22 protein-coding genes and 1 tRNA gene are annotated in these 19,875 nt (G+C 62.2%); 12 read left to right on the forward strand and 11 right to left on the reverse strand.

Going from position 1 to position 19,875, the window contains the following annotated elements:
• The first annotated feature begins 2 nt into the window (after positions 1 to 2).
• The 4 genes from NUH88_RS20250 (at position 3) to NUH88_RS20265 (ending at position 1,639) form a co-directional block, all read left to right on the forward strand.
• Positions 3 to 404, forward strand: coding sequence for a hypothetical protein (locus tag NUH88_RS20250; protein ID WP_257768544.1), 402 nt, complete (start codon positions 3 to 5; stop codon positions 402 to 404).
• Between the two features lie 52 nt (positions 405 to 456).
• Positions 457 to 969 carry a hypothetical protein gene (locus NUH88_RS20255; protein ID WP_257768546.1) on the forward strand — a complete coding sequence of 171 codons (513 nt, stop codon included), beginning with the start codon at positions 457 to 459 and terminating at the stop codon, positions 967 to 969.
• Positions 970 to 1,035: 66 nt separating this feature from the next.
• On the forward strand, positions 1,036 to 1,224 hold the full coding sequence (locus NUH88_RS20260) for a hypothetical protein (RefSeq protein WP_257768548.1): 189 nt from the start codon (positions 1,036 to 1,038) through the stop codon (positions 1,222 to 1,224).
• 10 nt (positions 1,225 to 1,234) lie between these two features.
• Positions 1,235 to 1,639, forward strand: coding sequence for a hypothetical protein (locus NUH88_RS20265; protein ID WP_257768550.1), 405 nt, complete (start codon positions 1,235 to 1,237; stop codon positions 1,637 to 1,639).
• Positions 1,640 to 2,026: 387 nt separating this feature from the next.
• Here NUH88_RS20265 and NUH88_RS20270 read toward each other — a convergent pair whose 3' ends face one another.
• Positions 2,027 to 2,329, reverse strand: a complete 303-nt coding sequence (locus NUH88_RS20270; protein WP_257768552.1) for a hypothetical protein — start codon at positions 2,327 to 2,329, stop codon at positions 2,027 to 2,029.
• Positions 2,330 to 2,446: 117 nt separating this feature from the next.
• Between NUH88_RS20270 and NUH88_RS20275 the strand changes: the two genes are divergently transcribed.
• From NUH88_RS20275 to NUH88_RS20285, 3 genes are all read left to right on the forward strand, one after another.
• A complete protein-coding gene (locus NUH88_RS20275; protein ID WP_257768553.1) occupies positions 2,447 to 2,974 on the forward strand; it encodes a hypothetical protein in 528 nt (175 codons plus the stop codon).
• Positions 2,971 to 3,366, forward strand: coding sequence for a hypothetical protein (locus tag NUH88_RS20280; protein WP_257768554.1), 396 nt, complete (start codon positions 2,971 to 2,973; stop codon positions 3,364 to 3,366). Before NUH88_RS20275 ends, NUH88_RS20280 begins: the two co-directional genes overlap by 4 nt.
• 97 nt (positions 3,367 to 3,463) lie before the next feature.
• Positions 3,464 to 3,976, forward strand: coding sequence for a hypothetical protein (locus NUH88_RS20285; protein WP_257768555.1), 513 nt, complete (start codon positions 3,464 to 3,466; stop codon positions 3,974 to 3,976).
• Positions 3,977 to 3,980: 4 nt separating this feature from the next.
• Here NUH88_RS20285 and NUH88_RS20290 read toward each other — a convergent pair.
• Together NUH88_RS20290 and NUH88_RS20295 are read right to left on the reverse strand one after the other, a co-directional pair.
• Positions 3,981 to 4,065, reverse strand: a tRNA-Leu gene (locus NUH88_RS20290).
• An 84-nt stretch (positions 4,066 to 4,149) separates the two neighbouring features.
• Positions 4,150 to 5,091: a branched-chain amino acid transaminase gene (locus tag NUH88_RS20295; RefSeq protein WP_257768556.1), complete on the reverse strand. Its 942-nt coding sequence runs from the start codon at positions 5,089 to 5,091 to the stop codon at positions 4,150 to 4,152.
• A 206-nt stretch (positions 5,092 to 5,297) separates the two neighbouring features.
• On the opposite strand from NUH88_RS20295, the gene NUH88_RS20300 reads away from it, so the two are divergent.
• A complete protein-coding gene (locus tag NUH88_RS20300; RefSeq protein WP_257768557.1) occupies positions 5,298 to 6,530 on the forward strand; it encodes an MFS transporter in 1,233 nt (410 codons plus the stop codon).
• A 43-nt stretch (positions 6,531 to 6,573) separates the two neighbouring features.
• On the opposite strand, the gene NUH88_RS20305 is transcribed toward NUH88_RS20300, so the two are convergent.
• The 5 genes from NUH88_RS20305 to NUH88_RS20325 all read right to left on the reverse strand — a co-directional run bounded on the left by NUH88_RS20305 (position 6,574) and on the right by NUH88_RS20325 (position 11,356).
• On the reverse strand, positions 6,574 to 7,971 hold the full coding sequence (locus NUH88_RS20305) for a hypothetical protein (RefSeq protein WP_257768559.1): 1,398 nt from the start codon (positions 7,969 to 7,971) through the stop codon (positions 6,574 to 6,576).
• 4 nt (positions 7,972 to 7,975) lie between these two features.
• Positions 7,976 to 9,094: a hypothetical protein gene (locus NUH88_RS20310; protein WP_257768561.1), complete on the reverse strand. Its 1,119-nt coding sequence runs from the start codon at positions 9,092 to 9,094 to the stop codon at positions 7,976 to 7,978.
• A gap of 121 nt (positions 9,095 to 9,215) precedes the next feature.
• Entirely contained in the window at positions 9,216 to 10,406 is a 1,191-nt protein-coding gene (locus tag NUH88_RS20315; RefSeq protein WP_257768562.1) for a hypothetical protein, read from the reverse strand.
• 117 nt (positions 10,407 to 10,523) lie between these two features.
• Entirely contained in the window at positions 10,524 to 11,135 is a 612-nt protein-coding gene (locus NUH88_RS20320) for a YfbR-like 5'-deoxynucleotidase (protein WP_257768563.1), read from the reverse strand.
• Positions 11,132 to 11,356 carry a hypothetical protein gene (locus tag NUH88_RS20325; RefSeq protein WP_257768564.1) on the reverse strand — a complete coding sequence of 75 codons (225 nt, stop codon included), beginning with the start codon at positions 11,354 to 11,356 and terminating at the stop codon, positions 11,132 to 11,134. The genes NUH88_RS20320 and NUH88_RS20325 overlap by 4 nt, the downstream gene beginning before the upstream one ends.
• 244 nt (positions 11,357 to 11,600) lie before the next feature.
• Here NUH88_RS20325 and NUH88_RS20330 point away from each other — a divergent pair, with 244 nt between their 5' ends.
• Positions 11,601 to 12,014 carry a hypothetical protein gene (locus NUH88_RS20330; RefSeq protein WP_257768566.1) on the forward strand — a complete coding sequence of 138 codons (414 nt, stop codon included), beginning with the start codon at positions 11,601 to 11,603 and terminating at the stop codon, positions 12,012 to 12,014.
• A 97-nt stretch (positions 12,015 to 12,111) separates the two neighbouring features.
• Positions 12,112 to 13,353: an MFS transporter gene (locus NUH88_RS20335; RefSeq protein ID WP_257768567.1), complete on the forward strand. Its 1,242-nt coding sequence runs from the start codon at positions 12,112 to 12,114 to the stop codon at positions 13,351 to 13,353.
• On the opposite strand, the gene NUH88_RS20340 is transcribed toward NUH88_RS20335, so the two are convergent.
• The 3 genes from NUH88_RS20340 to NUH88_RS20350 all read right to left on the reverse strand — a co-directional run bounded on the left by NUH88_RS20340 (position 13,307) and on the right by NUH88_RS20350 (position 16,504).
• On the reverse strand, positions 13,307 to 14,218 hold the full coding sequence (locus NUH88_RS20340) for a DMT family transporter (RefSeq protein ID WP_257768568.1): 912 nt from the start codon (positions 14,216 to 14,218) through the stop codon (positions 13,307 to 13,309). The two genes, NUH88_RS20335 and NUH88_RS20340, sit on opposite strands and share 47 nt — an antisense overlap.
• Before the next feature lie 28 nt (positions 14,219 to 14,246).
• The gene (locus tag NUH88_RS20345) at positions 14,247 to 15,176 is read right to left on the reverse strand and encodes a DMT family transporter (protein ID WP_257768569.1); all 930 of its coding nucleotides are present in this window, start codon (positions 15,174 to 15,176) and stop codon (positions 14,247 to 14,249) included.
• A gap of 92 nt (positions 15,177 to 15,268) precedes the next feature.
• Positions 15,269 to 16,504 (reverse strand): SPOR domain-containing protein, encoded by a 1,236-nt coding sequence (locus tag NUH88_RS20350; RefSeq protein WP_257768570.1) that lies wholly within the window; start codon positions 16,502 to 16,504, stop codon positions 15,269 to 15,271.
• A 238-nt stretch (positions 16,505 to 16,742) separates the two neighbouring features.
• Between NUH88_RS20350 and NUH88_RS20355 the strand changes: the two genes are divergently transcribed.
• Together NUH88_RS20355 and NUH88_RS20360 are read left to right on the forward strand one after the other, a co-directional pair.
• Positions 16,743 to 18,371, forward strand: a complete 1,629-nt coding sequence (locus NUH88_RS20355; protein ID WP_257768571.1) for an amidohydrolase — start codon at positions 16,743 to 16,745, stop codon at positions 18,369 to 18,371.
• A gap of 50 nt (positions 18,372 to 18,421) precedes the next feature.
• Complete coding sequence (locus NUH88_RS20360; RefSeq protein ID WP_257768572.1) at positions 18,422 to 19,873, forward strand: amidohydrolase family protein; 1,452 nt, start codon at positions 18,422 to 18,424, stop codon at positions 19,871 to 19,873.
• The last annotated feature ends 2 nt before the right edge of the window (positions 19,874 to 19,875 follow it).

The raw sequence follows: 19,875 nt of genomic DNA on the forward strand, positions 1-19,875 counted from the left end.
CCATGCGCCGGGCCGCGCTCCCGCTTCTCGCTCTCGCGCTGCTGCTTGGAGCGGGCGGGGCGCGCGCGGATGGCGTGGAAGGTGTCTGGGGCTTCGTCGGGACGGATGGTGCCGCGCGTTGCGGCGGCACGGCGGTTCTGGTCTTCCACGACGGCATCTACGCGAGAGTGCTGCCCAAGTTGGGCACGCTCTCCGGTGTGAAGGCGCACGTGATGGGGAGCTCCACCTACGCGTTTTCCGGCGACCGGCTGGAGGTCGCGCCGGTGCTGACCTGGACCGCGCCCGAGCCCGCGCGCTCCTATCTCCTCCGGCGCGGCGCGGCGCCGGAACTGGTGCGCGAGGGCGATCCGCCGGCGCGGCTGAAACCCTGTCCGGAGCTGGATGCTAGTCGGTTGATTCCGTGATGCTTTCGGGCGCATACTTTGCCCGGTGAATGGCAGAGGGAGGACCGGTCCCATGGCTGACGAATTCTCCAGCGCGGAACCGCAGGACGAAACGCCCGCACCGCGCCGCGCGGCGCCCCGGCGCGAAACCCAGCCCGAACTCGACGCCGAGACCCGGCACGAGTTCATCACCCTCTATACCGACGCCTCGGCGAATATCAGGTTCGCCAAGTCCCAGCAATGGCACATGCTGATCTACTTCTCCGCGCTCTGCATCGGCGTGGTGGCGGTCGGTGTCTGGCTGCGCTGGGGAGATGTCAGCCTTATCGCCTTCCTGTTCTATCTCGTCTGGCTCTTCAGCTTCGCGACGGTCGGCTCTCTCCTGATGCTTCAGAGCTGGCAGAGTTCGGAAGCGAAGAAGCAGGCCTTCATCCGCTCCTATATGGGCGAACTGACCCGTGCTGCATTGGCGCAGAAATCGCGGGTGACGGGCGACGTGCACCGCTATGTGATGCTCGCCTTCATGCTGCTTTATGTGGAGATGGCGACCCTCGCGGTCTCCCGGATGCTCTGGCCGCATTTCTGATAAGGGTTTCTGGCGCGCTTCTTGCTTTCCCATGGTCTTGTCCACTTTTTCAGGAGGCACGAGACTATGGGCACGAATGTCCTCAGGAGACCCGATACCGGCGCCGGCACTCCGGCATCCAGCGCTAAGGGTTGGAAAAAGCTCGATCTTTCGGAGCTTTTCTCGCGTGAGTTCCGGATCGGCAAGAACGGCATCTATTGTGCCGCGCTGGAGGAACAAATTGCCGGGTCGGAAAAATCCGCCGGTTCCGAGTGAGGGGCACGGCATGGTCGACGCCATCATCTATCGGGGCCCGTCCCAGACAGGCGACAGCTCGCTGCTGAAGAACAGCCAGTTGGGGTCGCTCGATCTGTCCGGGGTCGATATTTCCCGTCCGAGCTTCAACGATGTCTACAGCAACGTGATCCTGGAGGAGGAATCTGACGCGGGTCAGGGGCTGACGGCGCCGGAGAACCTGTCGCCGGCGGCGGCCGCTTTCCTCGCCTACATGACGAAGACGCCGGAGGAGCTCTATTTCGAGCAGATCCTGAAGGACAAGGGCATCACGCCCGAGCAGTACGAGATGCTGCCCCAGAAGGAGAAGGCCGAGCTGACCCGCGAAGTCATGGAGGAGGTCCGTCTCCGCATGGAAGAGGACGCGGCCAAGAAAGCGGCCGGCAAGGAGGTCTGAACCTCATCGCTTGCCGGCAATGAGAAAGGGCGCCGTGAGGCGCCCTTGTTCTTGTTCGGCCATCTCCCTATCGCTTTCCCCGGGTCGTCATCCCCACGCAAGTGGGGACCCAGGGAACCCGAGCACAGCCCTACGATTGCTGGGTCCCCGCTTTCGCGGGAATGACGACTTTTTGTCGATCGGGGTTTCGCGTGAACGCAGAAAAAGGAAAAGGGCGCGATAAAGCGCCCTCGTTCATCGATCCTTGATTTTTCCTCCGCCGGCTCCTCCCCGGGTCGTCATCCCCACGTAAGTGGGGACCCAGGGGAAACCGAACACCGCCCTGTAATCGTCAGGCTCCCGCTTTCGCGGGAATGACGGCCGTTGGGGCGAACTTGCGGGACGCGATCAGCTCCGCCGCGCGGCTTCCTCGAGCAGGGCCGGGTTGCTGACGATCCCGGTATCGGCGGGAAGTGCGGCGAGCTGCTCGGCGATCGAGCCGGCGAGTGCCAGCGCGTCCTCGCGGGAGAGATCTTCGTTCACACCTTCGCCGATCTCGGCGGCGGCGCGCGACGCGTTGCTGAGGGCGACGGAAAAGGCGCCCTGGCCGCCCTGCGCCGGACCGGCACCCTGCGTCCCGTCGGTGCGCTTCGCCGGAGGAGTCTGCGTACGGGCCACATTTTGCGACGCGAGCGTGCTCTTGATATCCATGGGAAATCCTTTCGGCTTCCAAGCCTGACTTAAGGGAACTTTATCGCCCGCGGGACGTTTTGTCATTACCGGCATGGCCGGACCGGACTCAACAGTTCGAAGTGGCGTTAGCGGGTTTTGGAACAGATACACGGCATCATCGACAACTATTACATCGCGGAATGGGCCTCGATTTCCGGCCTCGTCATCTCGTTCTTCGGTTTCGCGGTGACGATCGTCAATGTCGTGCGCTCCCGCGATGCCGCGACCCGCGCGGAAGAGGCGGCGGAGCGGGCGATCCGGGCAATCACCGGGATTGAGATCGTCGATGGGCTGGCGGATGCGATCCGGCTTCTGGACGAAATCCAGCGGCTGAACCGGCTCCGGGAATGGGCGCTCGTGCTCGACCGTCATTCCGCATTCCGCAACATCGTGGCCGACCTGAAGGCGAACGAGTCGATCCGGAAATACGAGAATATCGGGCGACTGCAATCCGCCTTCCAGCACTCCTGCACCATGTCAGACACGATCGAACTCTTCCTCGAGGGCAGCGGTACGGCGCAAAGCGTGAACGTCGCCCAGATGAACAAGGTCCTCTCAAAAGAGGCGGAACATCTCGGCGCCCTGATGGTCGAGATCCGCACCGCCGTTGGAGCAAAGCAATGATCAAGGAAAAGCTCGGTGACATGGTCACCCGCCTCCTGGAACAGACGGAGGCGGGCAAGGTCGACTGGGAGCAGACCGCCACCAAGGGCCGGTTCCAGGCGACCCTCGGCGACTATGCCCTCATGATCTGCGAGCAGGAGAACGCGGACGATCCGGAGACCATCGAATACCGCATCACGGTCTATAACGGCGACGGCGAGGACGTCGAATGCTTCTCCGACGAGGATCTGGCCGCCGCGCTGGAGGCGAATGCCGAAAAGACCTACCGCCAGACCATGCGCAAGATCTTCGAGCTCGCCCGCCGCAAGGCGCTCGGCGCGGAAGAGGCGGTGGACGCGATCCTGGAGCTGCTGGACGAGGACGAAGAAGAGGGGAAGACGGACCCGGAATAGGGCTGCCTTTCTCCAGCCCGGTTAGGGCGTCTATCATGCTTGTATGAGAATCTGGCAAACCCGCATCGACCCTCCCTTATGGGCGGGCCTCGCCCTCGTGACGGCCTTATTCTGGTCTGCCCCCGTCGGGGCTGAAACTGACAAGCCTCTCACGTTCCTGCCGGATGAAATACAGGGGCTCTGGGAAATCGCGGAAATCGACTATGGGGGTATCAGTGCCGTCGGGCCTGACGAGGTCGGGAAATTCGTCGGTCGCCGGATTCGGATCGGGAATGCCGATCTGGATCTGTTCGGCTACCGTTGCCGCATCGACCGGTACGAGGCGGAACTGATCGACAATGAGGCCGGATTCTTCGGTGAACGCTTCCTGTTCTCGAACGATCTCGCAACCGCCGGCCTGCGCAAGGCACCGGACTTCTATCCCGAGAGACTGATGCTCGAGCTGAAATGCGCCGAAGGCGACCGTCCGCCCGTCCGGGAGGAGGACGCGATCTTCTTCTGCCTCGGCGGCGGCAGGCTCGACGGGAAGGGCTTCGATTATTTCGGCGGAGGCGTCCTGGTGACGAGCTGCGACGGGGCCTATTACGTCCTGCAGCGTGTCTCCGAATAACGCATGGTGGCCCCGGAGGGACTCGAACCCTCACGTCCGAAGACTCGCGATTTTAAGTCGCGTGCGTCTACCAGTTCCGCCACGGGGCCGGCCGGGCGTTAAGCATTTCTAGCTACAGGAAGTTCGCCGCCGCGCCAAGACGTCACGGCGCGGCGAACGAAAGGCGAGGGCGGTTACTCCGCCGCTTTCGCGGCCGCGCCCTTGTAGACCGGCAGGCGCCACTCGCCATGCGCCGGAACGTTGCCCTCGCAGACATCGATATAGCTCTGCTGCAGTTTCTTCGTGACCGGGCCGACGGCACCGCTGCCGAGGGGCAGGCGGTCGATGGAGAGGATCGGGGTAACTTCCCAGGCGGTGCCGCAGAAGAAGGCTTCGTCGGCGGCGGCGAGCTCGCTGCGGTCGACGGCCCGCTCGACGGTCTCGTAGCCGGCCTCGCGGGCGAGCTGCAGCACCGTGTCGCGGGTGATGCTTTCGAGGATATCGTTCGAGGTGTCGGGGGTGATGACCTGGCCGCCGCGTACCATGAAGAAGCACATGCCGGGGCCTTCGGAGACCTTGCCGCGGCTGTTGAGGAAGATCGCGGTGTCGTAGCCGTCGGCGGTTGCCTGCACGGTGGCGAGGCGGCCGTTATTGTAGTTGGCGTTGCATTTCACGCGCATCGGCATGGCGTTGTCGGGCACCCGCATCCAGGAGCTGACCTGCGCATGGATGCCGTTCAGCACGTTGGCCGAGCGCGGCCGCTCCAGCGCGGTGATGGCAAGGCCGACCGGTCCGCAGGCGCCGGGGCCGCCCATGCCGGCGACATAGCAGGAGGTCATGATATGCAGGTTGGTGCCGCTGAAGCCGTTGGCGCGGATCAGCTCCAGCGTCTTTTCGGTCACGAGATCCGCCGGAATCGCGCCGTCGAAGCGCATGAAACGCTGGGAGAAATCGAGCCTGTCCATGTGCTCCGCCATGCGGAACAGGTAAAAATCCTCGTCCTTCGCGTTCCAGTACGCGCGCAGGCCCTCGAACACCGTGGTGCCGAACTTGAAGGCGGCCGAGGCGACATGCACCGTCGCGTTGTCCCATTCCACGATCTCGCCGTCGATGACGGCATATTTCGGCGTCGACATTGCCGCGTCCTTCCATCTCTCGCTTGAGCGGGAGCCGGTCCGCCAAGGGGCGCGGCACGCCCATTGGTAGTCCGCCCGCGTGAATTGTTCCGGTGACAATCGGGCGTTTGTCGCCAGACGCGCCCGATGTCATATTTCGAACCTAGATCTTTGCCGGTTCCGCCACAAGCGCCTCTCCGGCACTCCTGAAATGAGGAAACGGCCCCATGACCGCTGCAAGTGACGGCCAGAACTATAATATGCGGCTCGCCTATATCGCGCTGCTCTGCGGTGGGATAATCGGTGCGCTCTCCTTCGGCATCCGGTCCGGATTCGGCGTCTTCCTGCCGCCGATCACCGCCGAGCTCGGCGTCGGCCGCGAGGTCTTCGCCTTTTCGCTCGCAATCCAGAACCTGCTCTGGGGTGCGACCCAGCCTTTCGCCGGCGCTATTTCGGACCGCTACGGACCGTTTCGGGCGATCTGCGGGGGCGCGCTGGTCTATGCCATCGGTACCGTGCTGATCGCTTATTCCTCCTCCGCCGGCATGCTACATCTGAGCGCGGGCGCACTGGTCGGAGCAGGGCTCTCCGGCACCAGCTTCGGCATCATCCTCAGCGCCGTCGGCCAGCTCTTCCCGCCGGAGCGCCGCTCCTGGGCGCTCGGCGTGGTCGGCGCCTCGGGCTCGCTCGGACAGTTCCTGCTGGTGCCGGTCGCGGGCGGCCTCGTCGCCTCCGTCGGCTGGAAGGACGCGGCGCTCTATATGGGCCTCGCCTCGCTGATCATGATCCCGCTCGCCTTCGCTTTCTGGACCGTGCAGGGCACCAAGAGCAATCCGGTCCCGTCCAGTCAGAGCGTCGGCGAGGCGTTGAAGGAGGCGTTCACCTACAAGAGCTACTGGCTGCTGACCGCCGGCTTTTTCGTCTGCGGCTTCCAGGTTGCCTTCATCGCCGTTCACCTGCCGGCCTATGCAACGGATCTCGGCCTGACGGTTGCCATCGGCGCGAATGCGCTGGCGCTGGTCGGACTGTTCAATGTGATCGGCTCCTACAGTGCGGGCGTTCTCGGCGGGAAGTTTTCGCGGAAATACCTGCTGAGCCTGCTTTATCTCGCCCGCGGCGTGGTCATCATCGCCATGCTACTGGCACCGCCGAGCGAATTCATGATCTACGCTTTCGCGGGTGCCATGGGTCTGCTCTGGCTCAGCACGGTGCCGCTGACCTCCGGACTGGTCGGGCAGATCTTCGGGATGCGCTACATGAGTATGCTGTTCGGGATCGTGTTCTTCAGCCACCAGATCGGCTCGTTCCTCGGCGTCTGGCTCGGCGGGCGGATCTTCGACGAGACCGGCTCCTACAACGGGATCTGGTATATCTCGATCGCGCTCTCGGTCTTCGCCGGGCTGGTGCACTGGCCGATCAAGGAAAACGCCATCGAGCGGCAGCCGGCGCCGGCGGAGTAGGGGCCCAGCAGATTAGGGACGCCGGCGGACTAGGGACTGGGCCTCAGGTCTCGTTCAGGAGGCGGGTACCTTCGAGGCGGAGCTGGTTTGCCTTTTCCGGGCCGAGCAGCAGCTCCGTCATCCGCACCTGCGAGAATAGCTGACGCTCCGCCTCATCTGGATCGACCGCGGAGAAATTGCGGCTGCGGATGGTGTTGAGAAGGGCTTCCGACTGGGCGCCGATATTGTGTTCGAGCTGCGCGAGTCTCTGGTTGACGTCCCGGTCGAGGCCGAGTTCGTCTGCGAAACGGTCCGTGATGCGCAGTGAGACGATCCGGTCCTCGACGGATTTCTGCGCTTCGACGGGATCCCGGTCGCCGTTCGGCTGGCTCATCGCAAAAAGATCGGTGGCAACCTGGCCGTCCAGCGCCTCCAGCATCTCGCGCCTCACAAGATCCGCCATTTCGGTCTTGGTGCGCTGAACCTGCCGCGCCTGCATCCGCGAGCCGGACGAACCGACGGCGCGCGCCGCGCCAAGGACGTCTTTGACGAATTTTTCCGTCTGAAGTGCCAGATCTTGGCCGCTCTCGGCGGAATTTATCTTTTCCTGCAATCCCCGGATCTTCTCTTCGGTCTGGCTGACAATCGCCTCGTTCGCAATATTCGTGATCCCCGAGACGTCCGCGACCGTGCCTGCCTCCTCGGCGCGCTGCATGATGTCGACAATCATCGACGGATTCTGCAGCCGGGCGAGGATCACAAAGACGATGAACTCGGTGTTGGCCGGGCGCTGGCGATGGACAGTGTTGAGGGCCGTGCAGATATGTTCGAGATCGGTGTTGGTGACCGACTTCAGCCCGGTAGACGGCAATGCCTGGCGCAGTTCCATTACGGGAACCGCGACTTCCAGCACCCCGGCCATTTCCATCAACGCCGCGTAGACGGTCTCGTCGCCAAGCTTCTCGATTATCGATGCCTTGACGTTCCGGTCGCGGTCCGCCGCCGTCAACGCTTCGCGTATCCGGCCCGAGGCGTAGCGCCAGAAACCTGTCCCGAGTTCGAGCAGGGCCGCGTCATTGTCCTTGTCTATGCTCTCGAGGTCTTCCTGGTAGCGCGCCACTCGAGCCGCATCCGCGTACTCCTGGAACAGCCGGTAGCAGGGCACGATCGTGCTGCGCGGAATGCGGCCGACCGGCTTGCGGGGCTCGCCTGTATTGTAGAGCAGGTCGGAAAACGGCTCGGCGAAGAAGCGCACCAGGGTGGCCTGCCGCTCCGGCTTCACGATGGCGAGCCGGGGGCGCAGCTTTTCCAAGATCTTTGCGATCGCCGGCGCCTTCTTCCGGTCCATCGAGCGGCGTTCGAGTTCCGCGACGAGGTGAGTGAGATCAGCCTCCGGTATCCGAAAGAGCTGGCCGTCGATGTCGCCGAGATTGATGTCGCCTGCGTCCGCTAGTGTGCTCATGCGCCTATCCGAGACTCCTCGCCAGTACCATTTCCTGCCGCAGCATGCTTTGCAGGTCGATATCGCCGTGTCCGCGCTCTTCGTTCTGTGCCGCAAGCAGCCCGAGCCGCTTGGCAAAGTCCTGCCATTGAGCATGGCTGTTTTTGTCGACCGCGTCACGCGGAAGCAGCGGCAGCCCGGAGAGGATCGTCGCGATGGCCGCCAGCCTCTGTTCGTGATCGCCCCGGAGGGCGTCTTCCCAGAGTGCGAATATTCCGGGCCAGCCGTCCTCCAGCCATTCCAGACGCTTGCTGTGCCTCAGGAGATCCTGCTTGCATTGGGCCCAGTTCTTCAAGGTGCCGGAAGGGTTGCCGGCAAGAGCGTCGATTTCATCGAAGGCGTTTTGCCAATAGCCGTAAGTCTCGTTCAGAACCTCGACGATGAGATTCGCCGGATGGTTCTCCGCGAGCTCTGCCGTGCGCATCCAGTCCCGTATGGAGTTGAGGAAATGGTCGGCATTGGCGAGAATTTTCCTTAGACGTCCGGCCGGCTGATACCCGGGAACACCAAGGGCTTCGAGCAGATCGCCCCATTCCGTCATCGCGTTGGAAAGCGTTTCGGCAGGGATGTTCAGCATGCGGGAGATCCGTCCCAGCATGCTCTGAACCTTTTCCTGCCCGGATGGCAAGCTAAGCGCAGCGAGACTCAGCTCCAACTCGGTATCGAGTATCGCTTTGACCACATGCTGAGTGAGGGCCAGGCTGATTCGCACCTGATCCTCGGTCGTGCGCGTGCTCGCCCTGTAGGCGAACTCCGCTGCGCTTTCTCCGGCGAGGCCGGTTGCGGAAGCTCGGATCACCGCGTGCCGGATGATTTCAGGGGTGATTTCTTCGCTGCCGTCGATGTTTTCGTGCAGCACCCTGTCGAAGACCGTCAGCTTGAAAGTTTCCGGTACGCCTTGCCAACCGATGATATAGACGCCACGTCCGCCGGAAAGTCCCGGAATCAGAAGTTCCAGGCGGCCGCGCTCGCCTTTGCGGACCCTGGCCATCGCCACGCTCGGAGTGGTGAAAGGAACGGCGACTCCACGCTCTTCGAAACTGGCTGGCCAGAAGTGGGTGGCTGTCGTCGATTGATTCGCCATGCAGTCCGATCCATGTGCCCTGTTTCCGGATGCGAGTCTTCTGTCAGAGCTGCGCATTCTGGCGGAAAATCATCGCATTTTTGGCGGGATTTCAAGATAAAAACCGAGGCGAATCCTAGACCTACAACTTTTTCGCTTCGCTTGCCTTACTGCTTACCGTCGCATCGATATTGGTGAGCATGTCGTTCAGTTGTTCGAACCGCAATGCTCCCCTCACACTCTCGTTCTGGGCCCGATCGAAGATATTCCGGGTGTGCATGAGGGAAGTACAGCAATAACCCAGCAACCAGTACCTGTAATGCGAAGTAATCAGGAAATTCCGAAATGCGACCGGGTCTCCTTCTTCAATAAATTTCTGGTAGCATGAATCGAAATCTTTAAATATCTGGTTAATGTTTCCGAGTACATTCAAGACTTTTTTCAGCACTTGCTGCTTGAACATGGTCTGTTGCTCGAGGAACGCTCGATGCTCTCGGTGGTCGATCGGGGTCGATTGTTCGGATTTGATCCACCGGATTACCTCGGCGATCTGAGGTTTATTCTCCTCGAACTGGTACTGGTAGAACGACACGCCTTTCCAGGCGCTGAAGACATTGCCGACTTCCTTGTTGTCGATTTTGAAGGCTTCGATGAAGAGTGCGGCTTCCGGGATCGTGGGGTCCCAGATCGCGTCGATGAAGCGCTGTGTCTTGGCGCTGTCGTTATCGTCGGCGCCGAGCGCTTTGTTCACGATCGGACGGACCTTGTCCCGGATCACAGACTTGATGTTGTCTTCCTCGCCATCCTTCATCTGCAGGTAGGCCGGGTTATAGGAAAGTTTCTCCCGCTCCAGAGCAGTCTTCAGGAGGAAGGGATCGAGAGATGGCAGGTCGTCAACCAGGGTAAGACGCTTGAAGTCGCGCGCCATCGCCTCCGTCATATCGCCATGTGCGATCCCGACATAGCGTTGCAGGAGTTCCTCGGCATCCTTTTGCCGCAGGTAGACCGCGTAGCCGCCGTCATGAGGAAACTCTTCGTCGTTTGGGATGTAAATCGCGGTTTCCACGGGTCGGTCGTGGGAAAGGGAGGCATCCTTGCCACTGAAATCGGTCGCGGCGCTGTCCGAGACCTCGACCTTGAAATTCGGGTACTTGAAAATGATCACGCGGTTGAGGCTCGGGATCTCGAAGAAGGTTTCCTCAAGTTCCTCGTCACGCGTGATTCCGAGGATGTTCCAGGTTACGCTCGGCGGGCCGTAAATGATCTGGTCGAGAATAGGCGTGAGCTTGCGCTTCTTGGTCTCGGCACCGCTGTCTCTGCTGTCCAGTAACATCCTGCACTCCCCGGATAACTCAGGGTACCCGTAACATCCCCGCCGGGTTCCAGATAGTGCAGGAACGGCAACCGGGAATCCAGATGTGCAATCTGCACATTCCCTTCCGGCGAGACATTATTCCGGACGCCCGGCCGGTCCGCCCAGAATGCGGAAACGTTTGAGATAGGCCTGTTTTGCCGCCGTTGGCGAAAGTGGCTCGATGACGAGTTCAATGCCGGCTTTTGGCTTTCCAAAAATTTTATTGGCCTCGGACAACGTGAAGCCGGCCAGTTGTGTCGCTTCTAGATAGGCGGCAATCCGGTCCGCACGCTTGATCTTCCGCGTGACCTCCTGCGGCAGCGCCGCAGGCAGCCCGAAGCGCAAGTGCACGGCTTCCTCAAGGCGTTTCTCGACGCTCTTGTAATCCGGACCGATAACCGCCTTGAACGGCGTGATCATGTCGCCGACGACATATTCCGGCGCGTCATGGAGCAGCGTTGCCAGACGCCATTTCAGGCTCATCTCGGGATAGAGGCGGTGCGCCAGGTTTTCCACCAGGATCGAATGCTCGGCGACGGAGTACGGCCAGCGCCCCTCGGTTTGACCGTTCCATCTTGCAACCCGCGAGAGACCGTGTGCGATATCCTCGATCTCGACATCGAGCGGGGACGGGTCGAGCAGGTCCAGCCGCCGGCCGCTCAGCATGCGCTGCCAGGCTCTCGGTGCGTCGGGTTTCGGGCGCTTCACTTTCCGGTTTTCCTCTCGGCGGTTCGACGGCGTCTCAGATAGACGAGAAGACCGAAGCCGATCAAGGGCAGCGCGAGGCAGGCCAGGGTCCGGTTCGCGATCATGATGCTCCGGGTCTGGAAGCGTTCGAGCAGCATGATCGACAGGCAGCGGTCCCGCGCCTCCGCATCGCGATACCTCGCTATGCAAGTCTGCTCGCGCAGGCTGAAGGTCCGCTCCACTGGCGCGAGGTCCCCGGACCACCGGCTGAAAAACACCGCACCTAAGCTTGCCGCCCAAACAAAGGAAAAGACGAAAAAGACCAGCCAAATCAGGCTGGTTCTCCGATACGAGCGCGGATTTTGCATCTTCATTTTAGACAAAATGCATATCTTTCAGATAATTAAAAGAATTTGTTCAAGTGCGAATCCGATTCTGTTAGGGTGGTTCCTCAAAATAGAGCACAATAAAAATGGAGATTTTACTGTGCAACTGAAGGCTATCGCAAAGTGCTCACTGGCCGCTGCCGTGATGACCGTGGTCCTGTCCGCGGCTCCGCAGAAGGCCGATGCTTACGATCCGCGTGGCATGACCGGTCCTGGTTTTTTGGCGCTGGCGGATGGCCGCCTGATCTCCGGCTGGATGACGGAAGGCAACCGGGTCTTCTACTTCAAACTCGAGAAGCGCAAGGTCTACTCGATGCATATCCCGGCGCAGAACGGGTTCGAGGAGTTCTACGAGACCGGCACTGTCCGTCCGACCAAGGAACATTACTGTCTGACGCCGTTCAACAGTGCGGACGAGCGCTGCCTTAAGGTCCGTCTGCTCGAGAACAACGAGTTCGAGACCACGGATGACGACGGAAATCGCATCGCGCGCTGGTGGCTTGCCGCGCAGTGACGAACCCGCAGGGGCAAAGAGGCGGCGCTTGACCTCTTTGCCCCTGCGTTCCAGTTTTGCGGTCCGACTTTCCTGATTTTTTCGCCAGGACATCCTGATGACCGCCGACACGCATGCCGTTCCGCCCTCAGGCGGATTCTTCTCCGACGCCAAGGTGATCGGGCTCATTGGCATCGCGCATTTCTTCAGCCATTTCTACATCCTGCTGTTGCCGCCTTTGTTTCCGACGCTACGGGAGCAGTTCGGGGTGAGTTTCCTCGAACTCGGGCTGATCATGACGGTATTCAGCGGGGCGACGGCGACGACGCAGCTCCCGTTCGGGTATCTTGTCGACTGGTTCGGGGCACGCTGGATCCTCATTGGCGGGCTCGCCCTCGAAGCGGCGGCGTTCCTCTTCATCGGTTTCGGCGACAGTTTCTGGGGGCTGCTGGCACTGATGGCGGTCGCCGGGGTCGCGAACGGCGTCTACCATCCAGCCGATTACGCGATTCTGTCGGCGTCCGTTTCCGGCCCGCGCATGGGACGGGCGTTCAGCCTGCATACCTTCGCCGGTTTTGCCGGTTTCGCCGTGGCGCCGCCGCTCGTTATCTTTCTCAGCGAGATGATTGGCTGGCGTTCCGCGCTGGTGGTTTGCGGCATCGCCGGGCTCGTCACGGCTGCTGCGCTGCTGGTCTCGGCGCAGAGCCTCCATACCAAGCAGAAGCCGCATGAGGGCGCGGCCAAGGGGGCTCCCGACAAGGCGTCGAGCCGGGCTTTGCTGTTTTCCTTCCCGATCCTGATGTGCCTCGGCTTCTACACGATGACGGCCATGGGGTCGGGCGGGTTGAACAACTTCCTGGTTTCCGCGCTGAACCTCGTTCACGGCACGGAGATTCCCGTCGCGACGGGGGCGCTCACCGGCTATCTCATCGGCACGACGATCGGCATCCTGGTCGGCGGCGTTCTCGCCGACAAGACAAGCAATCACAACGTCATCGCGGCATTCTGTTTTTTTACCACCGCGATCATGATCGCCATGGTGGCGAGCGTCGATCTGCCGGAGCCGCTCCTGCTGGCCTCGCTGACCGTGCAAGGCATCATGCACGGTATGATCATGCCGTCCCGGGACATGATCGTGCGATCGGTGACGCCGGACGGGCAGTACGGGAAGGTCTTCGGTTTCGTGACCACAGGCTTTAGCATCGGCGGCATCGTCGCGCCGATGATCTTCGGTTTCGTGCTCGATGAATTCGCGCCGGAGCTCGTCTTCTATGCGATCGCCGGCTTCATGTTCCTCTCGATGTTCACCGTCTTCACTTCGGCCCGCTGGCGCCGGCTGCCGCAGCAAGGGGCGGCCTGATCCGGCTCTCTCGCAGCCAGATATAGAGCCCGGCACCTATCACCATGACGGCGCCGATACAGGTCCAGAGGTCCGGTAAAGTGCTGAAGACGAGCCAGCCGAAGAACGTCGCCCAGAGCATCTGGACATATTGAAAGGGGGCCAGCAGGGACGCGGCGGCATACCGGTAGCCGGCAATGAGCAGGCATTCCGCGGCGAGCGCGAGCAGGCCGATGACGGCGAGCAGCGGCCAGTCCGCCGGACCGGGCAGGTCACCGGACCCGGGCAGGAGGAATGTGGAGCCGACAATCCCGGTCAGGGCGGTCAGGAAGGTCGTCGCGACGACCGGCGTCTGGGTCCCTGCATGGCGCGTCATCAGCGTGAAAACCGCGAAGAAGAACGCGGTCGCCAGTACCATGAAATGCGCCGGTGCAAGCTCTTGAAGACCCGGACGCAGGATCACCAGAATGCCTGTGAAACCGAAGGCAACCGCGCTCCAGCGGCGGATGCCGACCACTTCCTTCAGGAAGAGAACCGACAGCCCGACCGTCAGGATCGGTGCGAGAAAGGTGATGGCCGCAGCTTCGGCCAGCGGCAATTGCGTGATCGCGGTGAAGAACAGGATGGTGGAAAGGAAGAGGAAGCCGCCGCGAAGCGCCAGAAAGCCGAGCCGCTTGCCGCCGAAGAGCGCTTTCACACCGAGGAGCGGCGCGACCGTGAGAAGGGCGGCGAAATGAACCGCGTAGCGCGCGAAAGTGATCTGCTCGATAGGAAGCGTTTCGCCCGCCTGCTTTACCAGCATGTCCATCGTCGAAAAGCAGGTGAAGCCCGCGACGATCAGCGAGATCGCGAGGGCAGGGCGGTGGTGATGCGAGGCACCGGTCATATCGGTTCCGCTCCGGGAAATGCTGGGGTCAGCGCCGGAGCGCCGTCGGTCCGGTGGGCTCGTCCTTGATCTTGCGTTCGCGCAGCCAGACATAGAGACCTGCGGCGACGATCACGCCTCCGCCGACGAAGGTCCAGATGTCCGGTGCGTCGCCGAACAGGAAAAAGCCGTAGAGTGCAGACCAGATAAGGATCGTGTACTGGAACGGCGCGACGATCGCCGCGCTCGCGTAGCGGTAGCCGAAGATCAGGATCTGATGCGAGATTCCACCGATGGCACCGATCACCATCAGCAGCAACCATTCCGTCGCTGTCGGCGTCTCCCAGTGGAAGAAGATCAGAAGGCTGGCTCCGAAATTACCGACCAAGGCGGTATTGAAAAGCAGGGCGACCGGGTCTTCCGTGCGGTTCAGCGTCCGAGTCAGCAGCGCGAAGGCGCTGAACATGACAGCCATCGCGAGCACGAGGAAATAGGCCCAGTGCACCTCCTGGAAGCCCGGGCGCAGGATCACCAGCATGCCTGCGAAACCGATTGCCACGGCCGACCAGCGCCGGACGCCGACCGCCTCGCCGAGAAAGAACGCCGAGAAGGCGACGGTGATCAGCGGGGAGACGAAGCCGATGGCGTTCGCCTCCGCCAGCGGGACGAGCGAGACTGCGGTGAAGAAGCAGATCGTACAGCCGAGAAGCAGCAGGCCGCGGACAGTCACCAGAGCGGTTCTCTCCGTGCGCAACACCCTGCGGACGCCGAGCAGGGGCAGCATCAGGACCATGGCCGTGAAGTGGAAGAAATAGCGCCCCCAGATCACCATCTCGACGCGGATCATCTCCGAGGTGAATTTCGCGAGCGCATCCATCGTCGCGAATAGCGCAATGGCGATCACGCAAAGACCGATCCCGAACGCGGGACGGCTCAGTCCCTCATCCGTGCTTTCGGCGGGCGGCATCGGAGTCGTCATGTCTAGGAGATCCGCAGGTTGCATCCGCAGTTTGCGGACGCTCGATCCTTAGTCCATTCGGACCGGCCGCCGCAATCGTTGTGACGGATACGTCAGCGCGCGATGCGCACCGCCTGGCAATACTGGCGCTTCGCCTTGAGGGCGCTGCACGCCTTTCCCGCGTCGGCGCGAGTCTCGAAGGCGGCCGCGACGAGGCGCACGAAGGTCCCGCGGCCGTCACCGGCGTCGAACTCGATGGCCTTCAACTCAAGGCCGCCCAGCTCCTTCGGGTACCGTTTTTGCAGCGCGGACCAGCCACGGCGGGCGCCGCTTTGCGTGCGGTAGGATTCGAGATGGATGCCCCACTTTCCGGACTTGCTCGGCGCCGTCATCGCGGCTTCCGACTTTTCCATCTTCTCTTCGCCGGACATTTCTTTCGGCGCCATCATTTTCTCGTCCGACATCGCTTCCAGCTTGGTGACCACGGATTCGAGACGGGAGATCAGCATCACCAGTTTGGTATCGTCGACCGCCGGCATGCTTTCGCCATGGTCCTCGGCTTTGGACATCTTGTCGTCGGCCGCCATTTTCATGGTCGCGCCGGTTTCCGGCATGTTGTCGGCCGCCGCGATCTTCGGGTTGACCACGTCGGTCTTGTGCATCGGCTGTTCGACGGTAACGGGCATGCTCGCTGTCCGGTTATCCGCGAGATTGACCGACATCAGCTCCTTGCGGGAGCGGGAATTCGAGAAGACGCGCTCACGCAGCACATAGTTCTGCGCCACGGGGGCGTAGTAGAGGCTCGTCTCCACATCCTTGCGCTTGCAGTCGATCCGGAAGGTGGTGAAGGTTCCGGCCGGGACGGTGACATCTTCCTGTCCGGCGACGACGCAGCGCAGTTCGTCCTCCCAGCCGGTCGGCAACTTCTCACTGTTCCCTCGAATCCCGAAAGCGACGATATTGCCTTCCTGCAGCGGGAAGAGGGTGCCCGGGTTGCCGATAACCGTCTGCCGGCCGCGTCCCAGTTCCGGGTGCGAGGACCAGGAAAGCTGCGGCGTGACCAACTCGTTCGTCGTGGTCCAGATCAGCCCGGAATCGTTTGTCCATGTGACCCGGTCGGGCGTTACCCCGACCACCTGCTCCTGCACCACGGTCCCGTCGTCGTTAAAGACGTAGGTGTCGCCCGGCTGATAGAGCGGTTTCGGCGCGGGGGGAAGTTGGGCCAGCGGCTCCTTCGCCGGAAGTGTCTCCTCGCTTTCCAGGAAATCGAAATCGGGAAACTCGAAGGAACAGGCCGAGAGGGCCGTGATCAGGGCCAGGGGAAGAAGGCGTCGGGTGAGTGTCCGCATCGCAAATTTCGTCGCCGGAAAGGGGCGCCGCACCCCGGGTTGATAGCTGAAAAAATATCCAAGATCTTGGCTATAGTGTCAACTCAACCCCAAGATGATGTTGCACGAGTGACAGGCTGAATCGGCACAGCCGGAGCCGTTGACAGTATGCCTTCGCAGTCGCACTCTTGGCCCTTCTTCTGAGGCCCCGCGCAGTCCTTGCGGTTTCGACGGGCCACAATCGAAAGGACATTGCGAGATGGTTACGGCGAAGGCGGATCTGGTACTGCGCGGGGGCAACGTGTTTCTCGGGCGCGGCGCCGGATTTGCCGAATCGGTCGCGATCTGGGGCGGGCGTGTGATCGCCCACGGCACGGATTCCGAAATCGACGCCCTTGTTGGGACCGGAACCCGCATCGTCGACCTGCGCGGACGGCTTGCGGCACCGGGGCTGAACGATGCGCACCAGCACCTGCTCATGGTCGGCCTCGGGCTCTCCGAAGTGGATTGCAAGACCGACACGCAAATGCAGGCGCTGCTCGCCAAGATCAAGGCGCGGGCCGAGAAGGCAAAACCAGGCGAGTGGATATTCGGGCGCGGTTACGACCATTTCGAGCTCGACGCCAAGCGCCATCCGTTCCGTGAGGAACTCGATCAGGTCGCGCCGAACAATCCTGTCTATGTAAAGCGCACCTGCGGCCATATGGGCGTCGCCAACAGCGCGGCTCTGAAACTTGCCGGTATCGACGAGGGAACGCCGCAGCCGGAAGGCGGGCATATCGAGAGTCAGAACGGGAAGCTTACCGGCCTGCTCCAGGAGCGGGCGCAGGAGATGATCACGGCGGTTTTGAGCGACCATTCGATCGAGGCGCTTGCCGAAGGCGTGCGCGCGGGCCAACAGCACAATCTCTCGCTCGGTTTCACCAGTGTGACCGATCCGGGCGTCGGGCTGCGCCAGGGCTATGACGAGTGGAAGGCTTACCAGCAGCTGAAGCGGCAAGGCGGTTTCGGCCTGCGCATGCACCTGATGATGCTGGCCGGTGCCAGCGGTTGGCCGGACCGGGCGATCGATCTCGGCCTGATGACCGGGGACGGGGACGAGTGGCTCCGGGTCGGACCGATGAAACTCTTCACCGACGGCAGCGCCGGCGGCAAGACCGCCGCGATGTTCGATCCCTATGTCGGGGAGCCGGAAAATACCGGCATCATGATCTACGAGGATCAGCAACTCTTCGACTACGTGAAGGATTATCACGACCGCGGCTACCAGGTCGCGACCCACGCCATCGGCGACCGCGCCATCGAGCAGGTTCTGACGGCCTACGAGCTGGCGATCGGCAACGATGTCGAGGCGCAGGGCAACCGCCGTCACCGGATCGAGCATTGCGGCTTTCTTTCGCCCGAGCAGCTCGCCCGCATGAAGCGGGTCGGCGTACTGCCGGCGCCGCAATCGATCTTCATGTACGAGTTCGGGGATCTCTATGTCGACGTGCTGGGCGAGCAGATGGCGGCCAAGGCCTATCCGTTCCGCTCCTTCCTCGATGCGGGCGTCTATCCGTCGGCCAGCTCGGACGCGCCGGTTTCCTCCACCAACCCGTTCCAGAACATCTATTCGATGATCACCCGCAAAACCAAGCGCGGCACGGAGCTCGGGCCCGACCAGCGGCTGACCCTTGAAGAGGCGCTGCATTGCTACAGCTATTGCGGTGCCTACGGTTCCTTCGAGGAGGATATCAAAGGCACTTTGGGCCCGGGCCAGCTCGGCGACGTCACGGTGTTCGACCGCGATCTCTTTGCCGTCGAGCCGGAGGAGATTTTGGAAGCCAGCGCCGATTTCGCCATCGTCGGCGGGGAAATCATGCACGACCGCCTTGGCGAGGCGGCCTGAAATCAAGCTAGCGGAGCCGGAAAGCGGCCCGGAACTGAGAGAGCAGGGACATGTCGAAAACCACTTTGATCAAGAACGCGGCCTGGGTCATTGGCTGGCAGGCAGGGACGAACGGCGGCTCGGCCGGACACCGGTTCTTCCACGATGCCGACGTCGCCTTCAAGGACGGCACGCTGATCCATGTCGGCCCCGGTTTCGAGGGCACGGCGGACGAGACCGTCGACGGAAGCCGCATGATGGTGATGCCGGGCTTCGTCTCGATCCATAATCACCCGACCTCGGAGCCCGGCAACAAGGGCCTGAACGAGGAGCTCGGCAGTCCGAAGCTGGGGCAGAGCGGGCTCTACGAATACATGCCGGTCTTCCGGATCCTTCCGGAGGCCGCGCCCTATACGACGCGCTACGCCATCCACGAAATGCTGAAGAGCGGCGTCACCACCTTCGCCGACCTCTCCGGCGCCCGCGACACCTGGGTGGAGGACGTGGCGGATACCGGCATCCGCGCCGTGCTCTGCCCGATGTATCGGGACGCGGTCTGGTCGACCAAGAACGGTCACTCCGTCGTCTATGACTGGAACACCAAGGCAGGCGAGGCGGCGATGGAGCGCGCCATCGAGATCATCGAGGAGGCGGACAAACATCCGTCCGGCCGCATCTCCGGCATGATGGGGCCGTCGCAGATCGACACCTGCACGCCCGAGCTGATCAAGGCCTCTCACGAGGAGGCGAAACGGCGCGGCATCAAGATGCAGATCCATGCGGCGCAGAGCGTGGTCGAGTTCAACGAGATGACCCAGCGTCACGGCCTGACGCCGCTGGAATGGCTGGACAGCCTCGGCGTGCTCGACGAGACCACGATCATCGGTCACTGCATCTTCCTGAACGATCATCCCTGGCTGCACTGGCCGCAGGCGGACGACTTCAATCTGCTGGTGAAGTCCGGCGCCAATGTCGCCCATTGCCCGACCGTGTTCTGGCGCCGCGGCATCGCCCTCAACCATGTCGGCCGCTACGTGAAGGCAGGCATCCCGCTCGGCCTCGGCACCGACACTTTCCCGCATAATTTCATCCACGAACTGGAAGTCGCGATGATCGTCGGCCGCATCATGTCGGGCGATTACAACAACGCGACAACCGAAGAGATCTTCGATGCCGGCACGATCGGCGGCGCGAAGACCCTCGGGCGCGAGGATATCGGCCGGCTCGAGGTGGGCTGCAAGGCAGACCTCGTCATGGTCGATCTCGACCATGCCTACATGCAGCCGGTGCGCGACCCGCTCCGCAGCCTGCTCTATTCCGCGGGCGATCGGGCGGTTCGCCATGTCTATGTCGATGGCAAACAGGTCGTGAAGGACGGCGAGGTGATCACCATCGACGTCGCCGAAGCGGCCGCGAAGATGACCGAGTATCAGAAGGTCACCATGTCGACCGTGCGCCAGCGCGACTGGGCCCAGCGCCCGATCGAGGAACTGTCGCCGATGAGCTATCCGGACGCGCACTGAGG

Origin of the sequence: Nisaea acidiphila (genome assembly GCF_024662015.1) — a bacterium.
Taxonomy (GTDB): domain Bacteria; phylum Pseudomonadota; class Alphaproteobacteria; order Thalassobaculales; family Thalassobaculaceae; genus Nisaea; species Nisaea acidiphila.

What these genes read in the sequence shown, in the direction of transcription:
- NUH88_RS20250 (WP_257768544.1), top strand. Translation starts at nt 3, where the DNA reads ATGCGCCGGGCCGCGCTCCCGCTTCTCGCTCTCGCGCTGCTGCTTGGA.
- NUH88_RS20255 (WP_257768546.1), top strand. Translation starts at nt 457, where the DNA reads ATGGCTGACGAATTCTCCAGCGCGGAACCGCAGGACGAAACGCCCGCA.
- NUH88_RS20260 (WP_257768548.1), top strand. Translation starts at nt 1,036, where the DNA reads ATGGGCACGAATGTCCTCAGGAGACCCGATACCGGCGCCGGCACTCCG.
- NUH88_RS20265 (WP_257768550.1), top strand. Translation starts at nt 1,235, where the DNA reads ATGGTCGACGCCATCATCTATCGGGGCCCGTCCCAGACAGGCGACAGC.
- NUH88_RS20270 (WP_257768552.1), bottom strand. Translation starts at nt 2,329, where the DNA reads ATGGATATCAAGAGCACGCTCGCGTCGCAAAATGTGGCCCGTACGCAG.
- NUH88_RS20280 (WP_257768554.1), top strand. Translation starts at nt 2,971, where the DNA reads ATGATCAAGGAAAAGCTCGGTGACATGGTCACCCGCCTCCTGGAACAG.
- NUH88_RS20295 (WP_257768556.1), bottom strand. Translation starts at nt 5,091, where the DNA reads ATGTCGACGCCGAAATATGCCGTCATCGACGGCGAGATCGTGGAATGG.
- NUH88_RS20300 (WP_257768557.1), top strand. Translation starts at nt 5,298, where the DNA reads ATGACCGCTGCAAGTGACGGCCAGAACTATAATATGCGGCTCGCCTAT.
- NUH88_RS20305 (WP_257768559.1), bottom strand. Translation starts at nt 7,971, where the DNA reads ATGAGCACACTAGCGGACGCAGGCGACATCAATCTCGGCGACATCGAC.
- NUH88_RS20310 (WP_257768561.1), bottom strand. Translation starts at nt 9,094, where the DNA reads ATGGCGAATCAATCGACGACAGCCACCCACTTCTGGCCAGCCAGTTTC.
- NUH88_RS20315 (WP_257768562.1), bottom strand. Translation starts at nt 10,406, where the DNA reads ATGTTACTGGACAGCAGAGACAGCGGTGCCGAGACCAAGAAGCGCAAG.
- NUH88_RS20335 (WP_257768567.1), top strand. Translation starts at nt 12,112, where the DNA reads ATGACCGCCGACACGCATGCCGTTCCGCCCTCAGGCGGATTCTTCTCC.
- NUH88_RS20340 (WP_257768568.1), bottom strand. Translation starts at nt 14,218, where the DNA reads ATGACCGGTGCCTCGCATCACCACCGCCCTGCCCTCGCGATCTCGCTG.
- NUH88_RS20345 (WP_257768569.1), bottom strand. Translation starts at nt 15,176, where the DNA reads ATGACGACTCCGATGCCGCCCGCCGAAAGCACGGATGAGGGACTGAGC.
- NUH88_RS20350 (WP_257768570.1), bottom strand. Translation starts at nt 16,504, where the DNA reads ATGCGGACACTCACCCGACGCCTTCTTCCCCTGGCCCTGATCACGGCC.
- NUH88_RS20355 (WP_257768571.1), top strand. Translation starts at nt 16,743, where the DNA reads ATGGTTACGGCGAAGGCGGATCTGGTACTGCGCGGGGGCAACGTGTTT.
- NUH88_RS20360 (WP_257768572.1), top strand. Translation starts at nt 18,422, where the DNA reads ATGTCGAAAACCACTTTGATCAAGAACGCGGCCTGGGTCATTGGCTGG.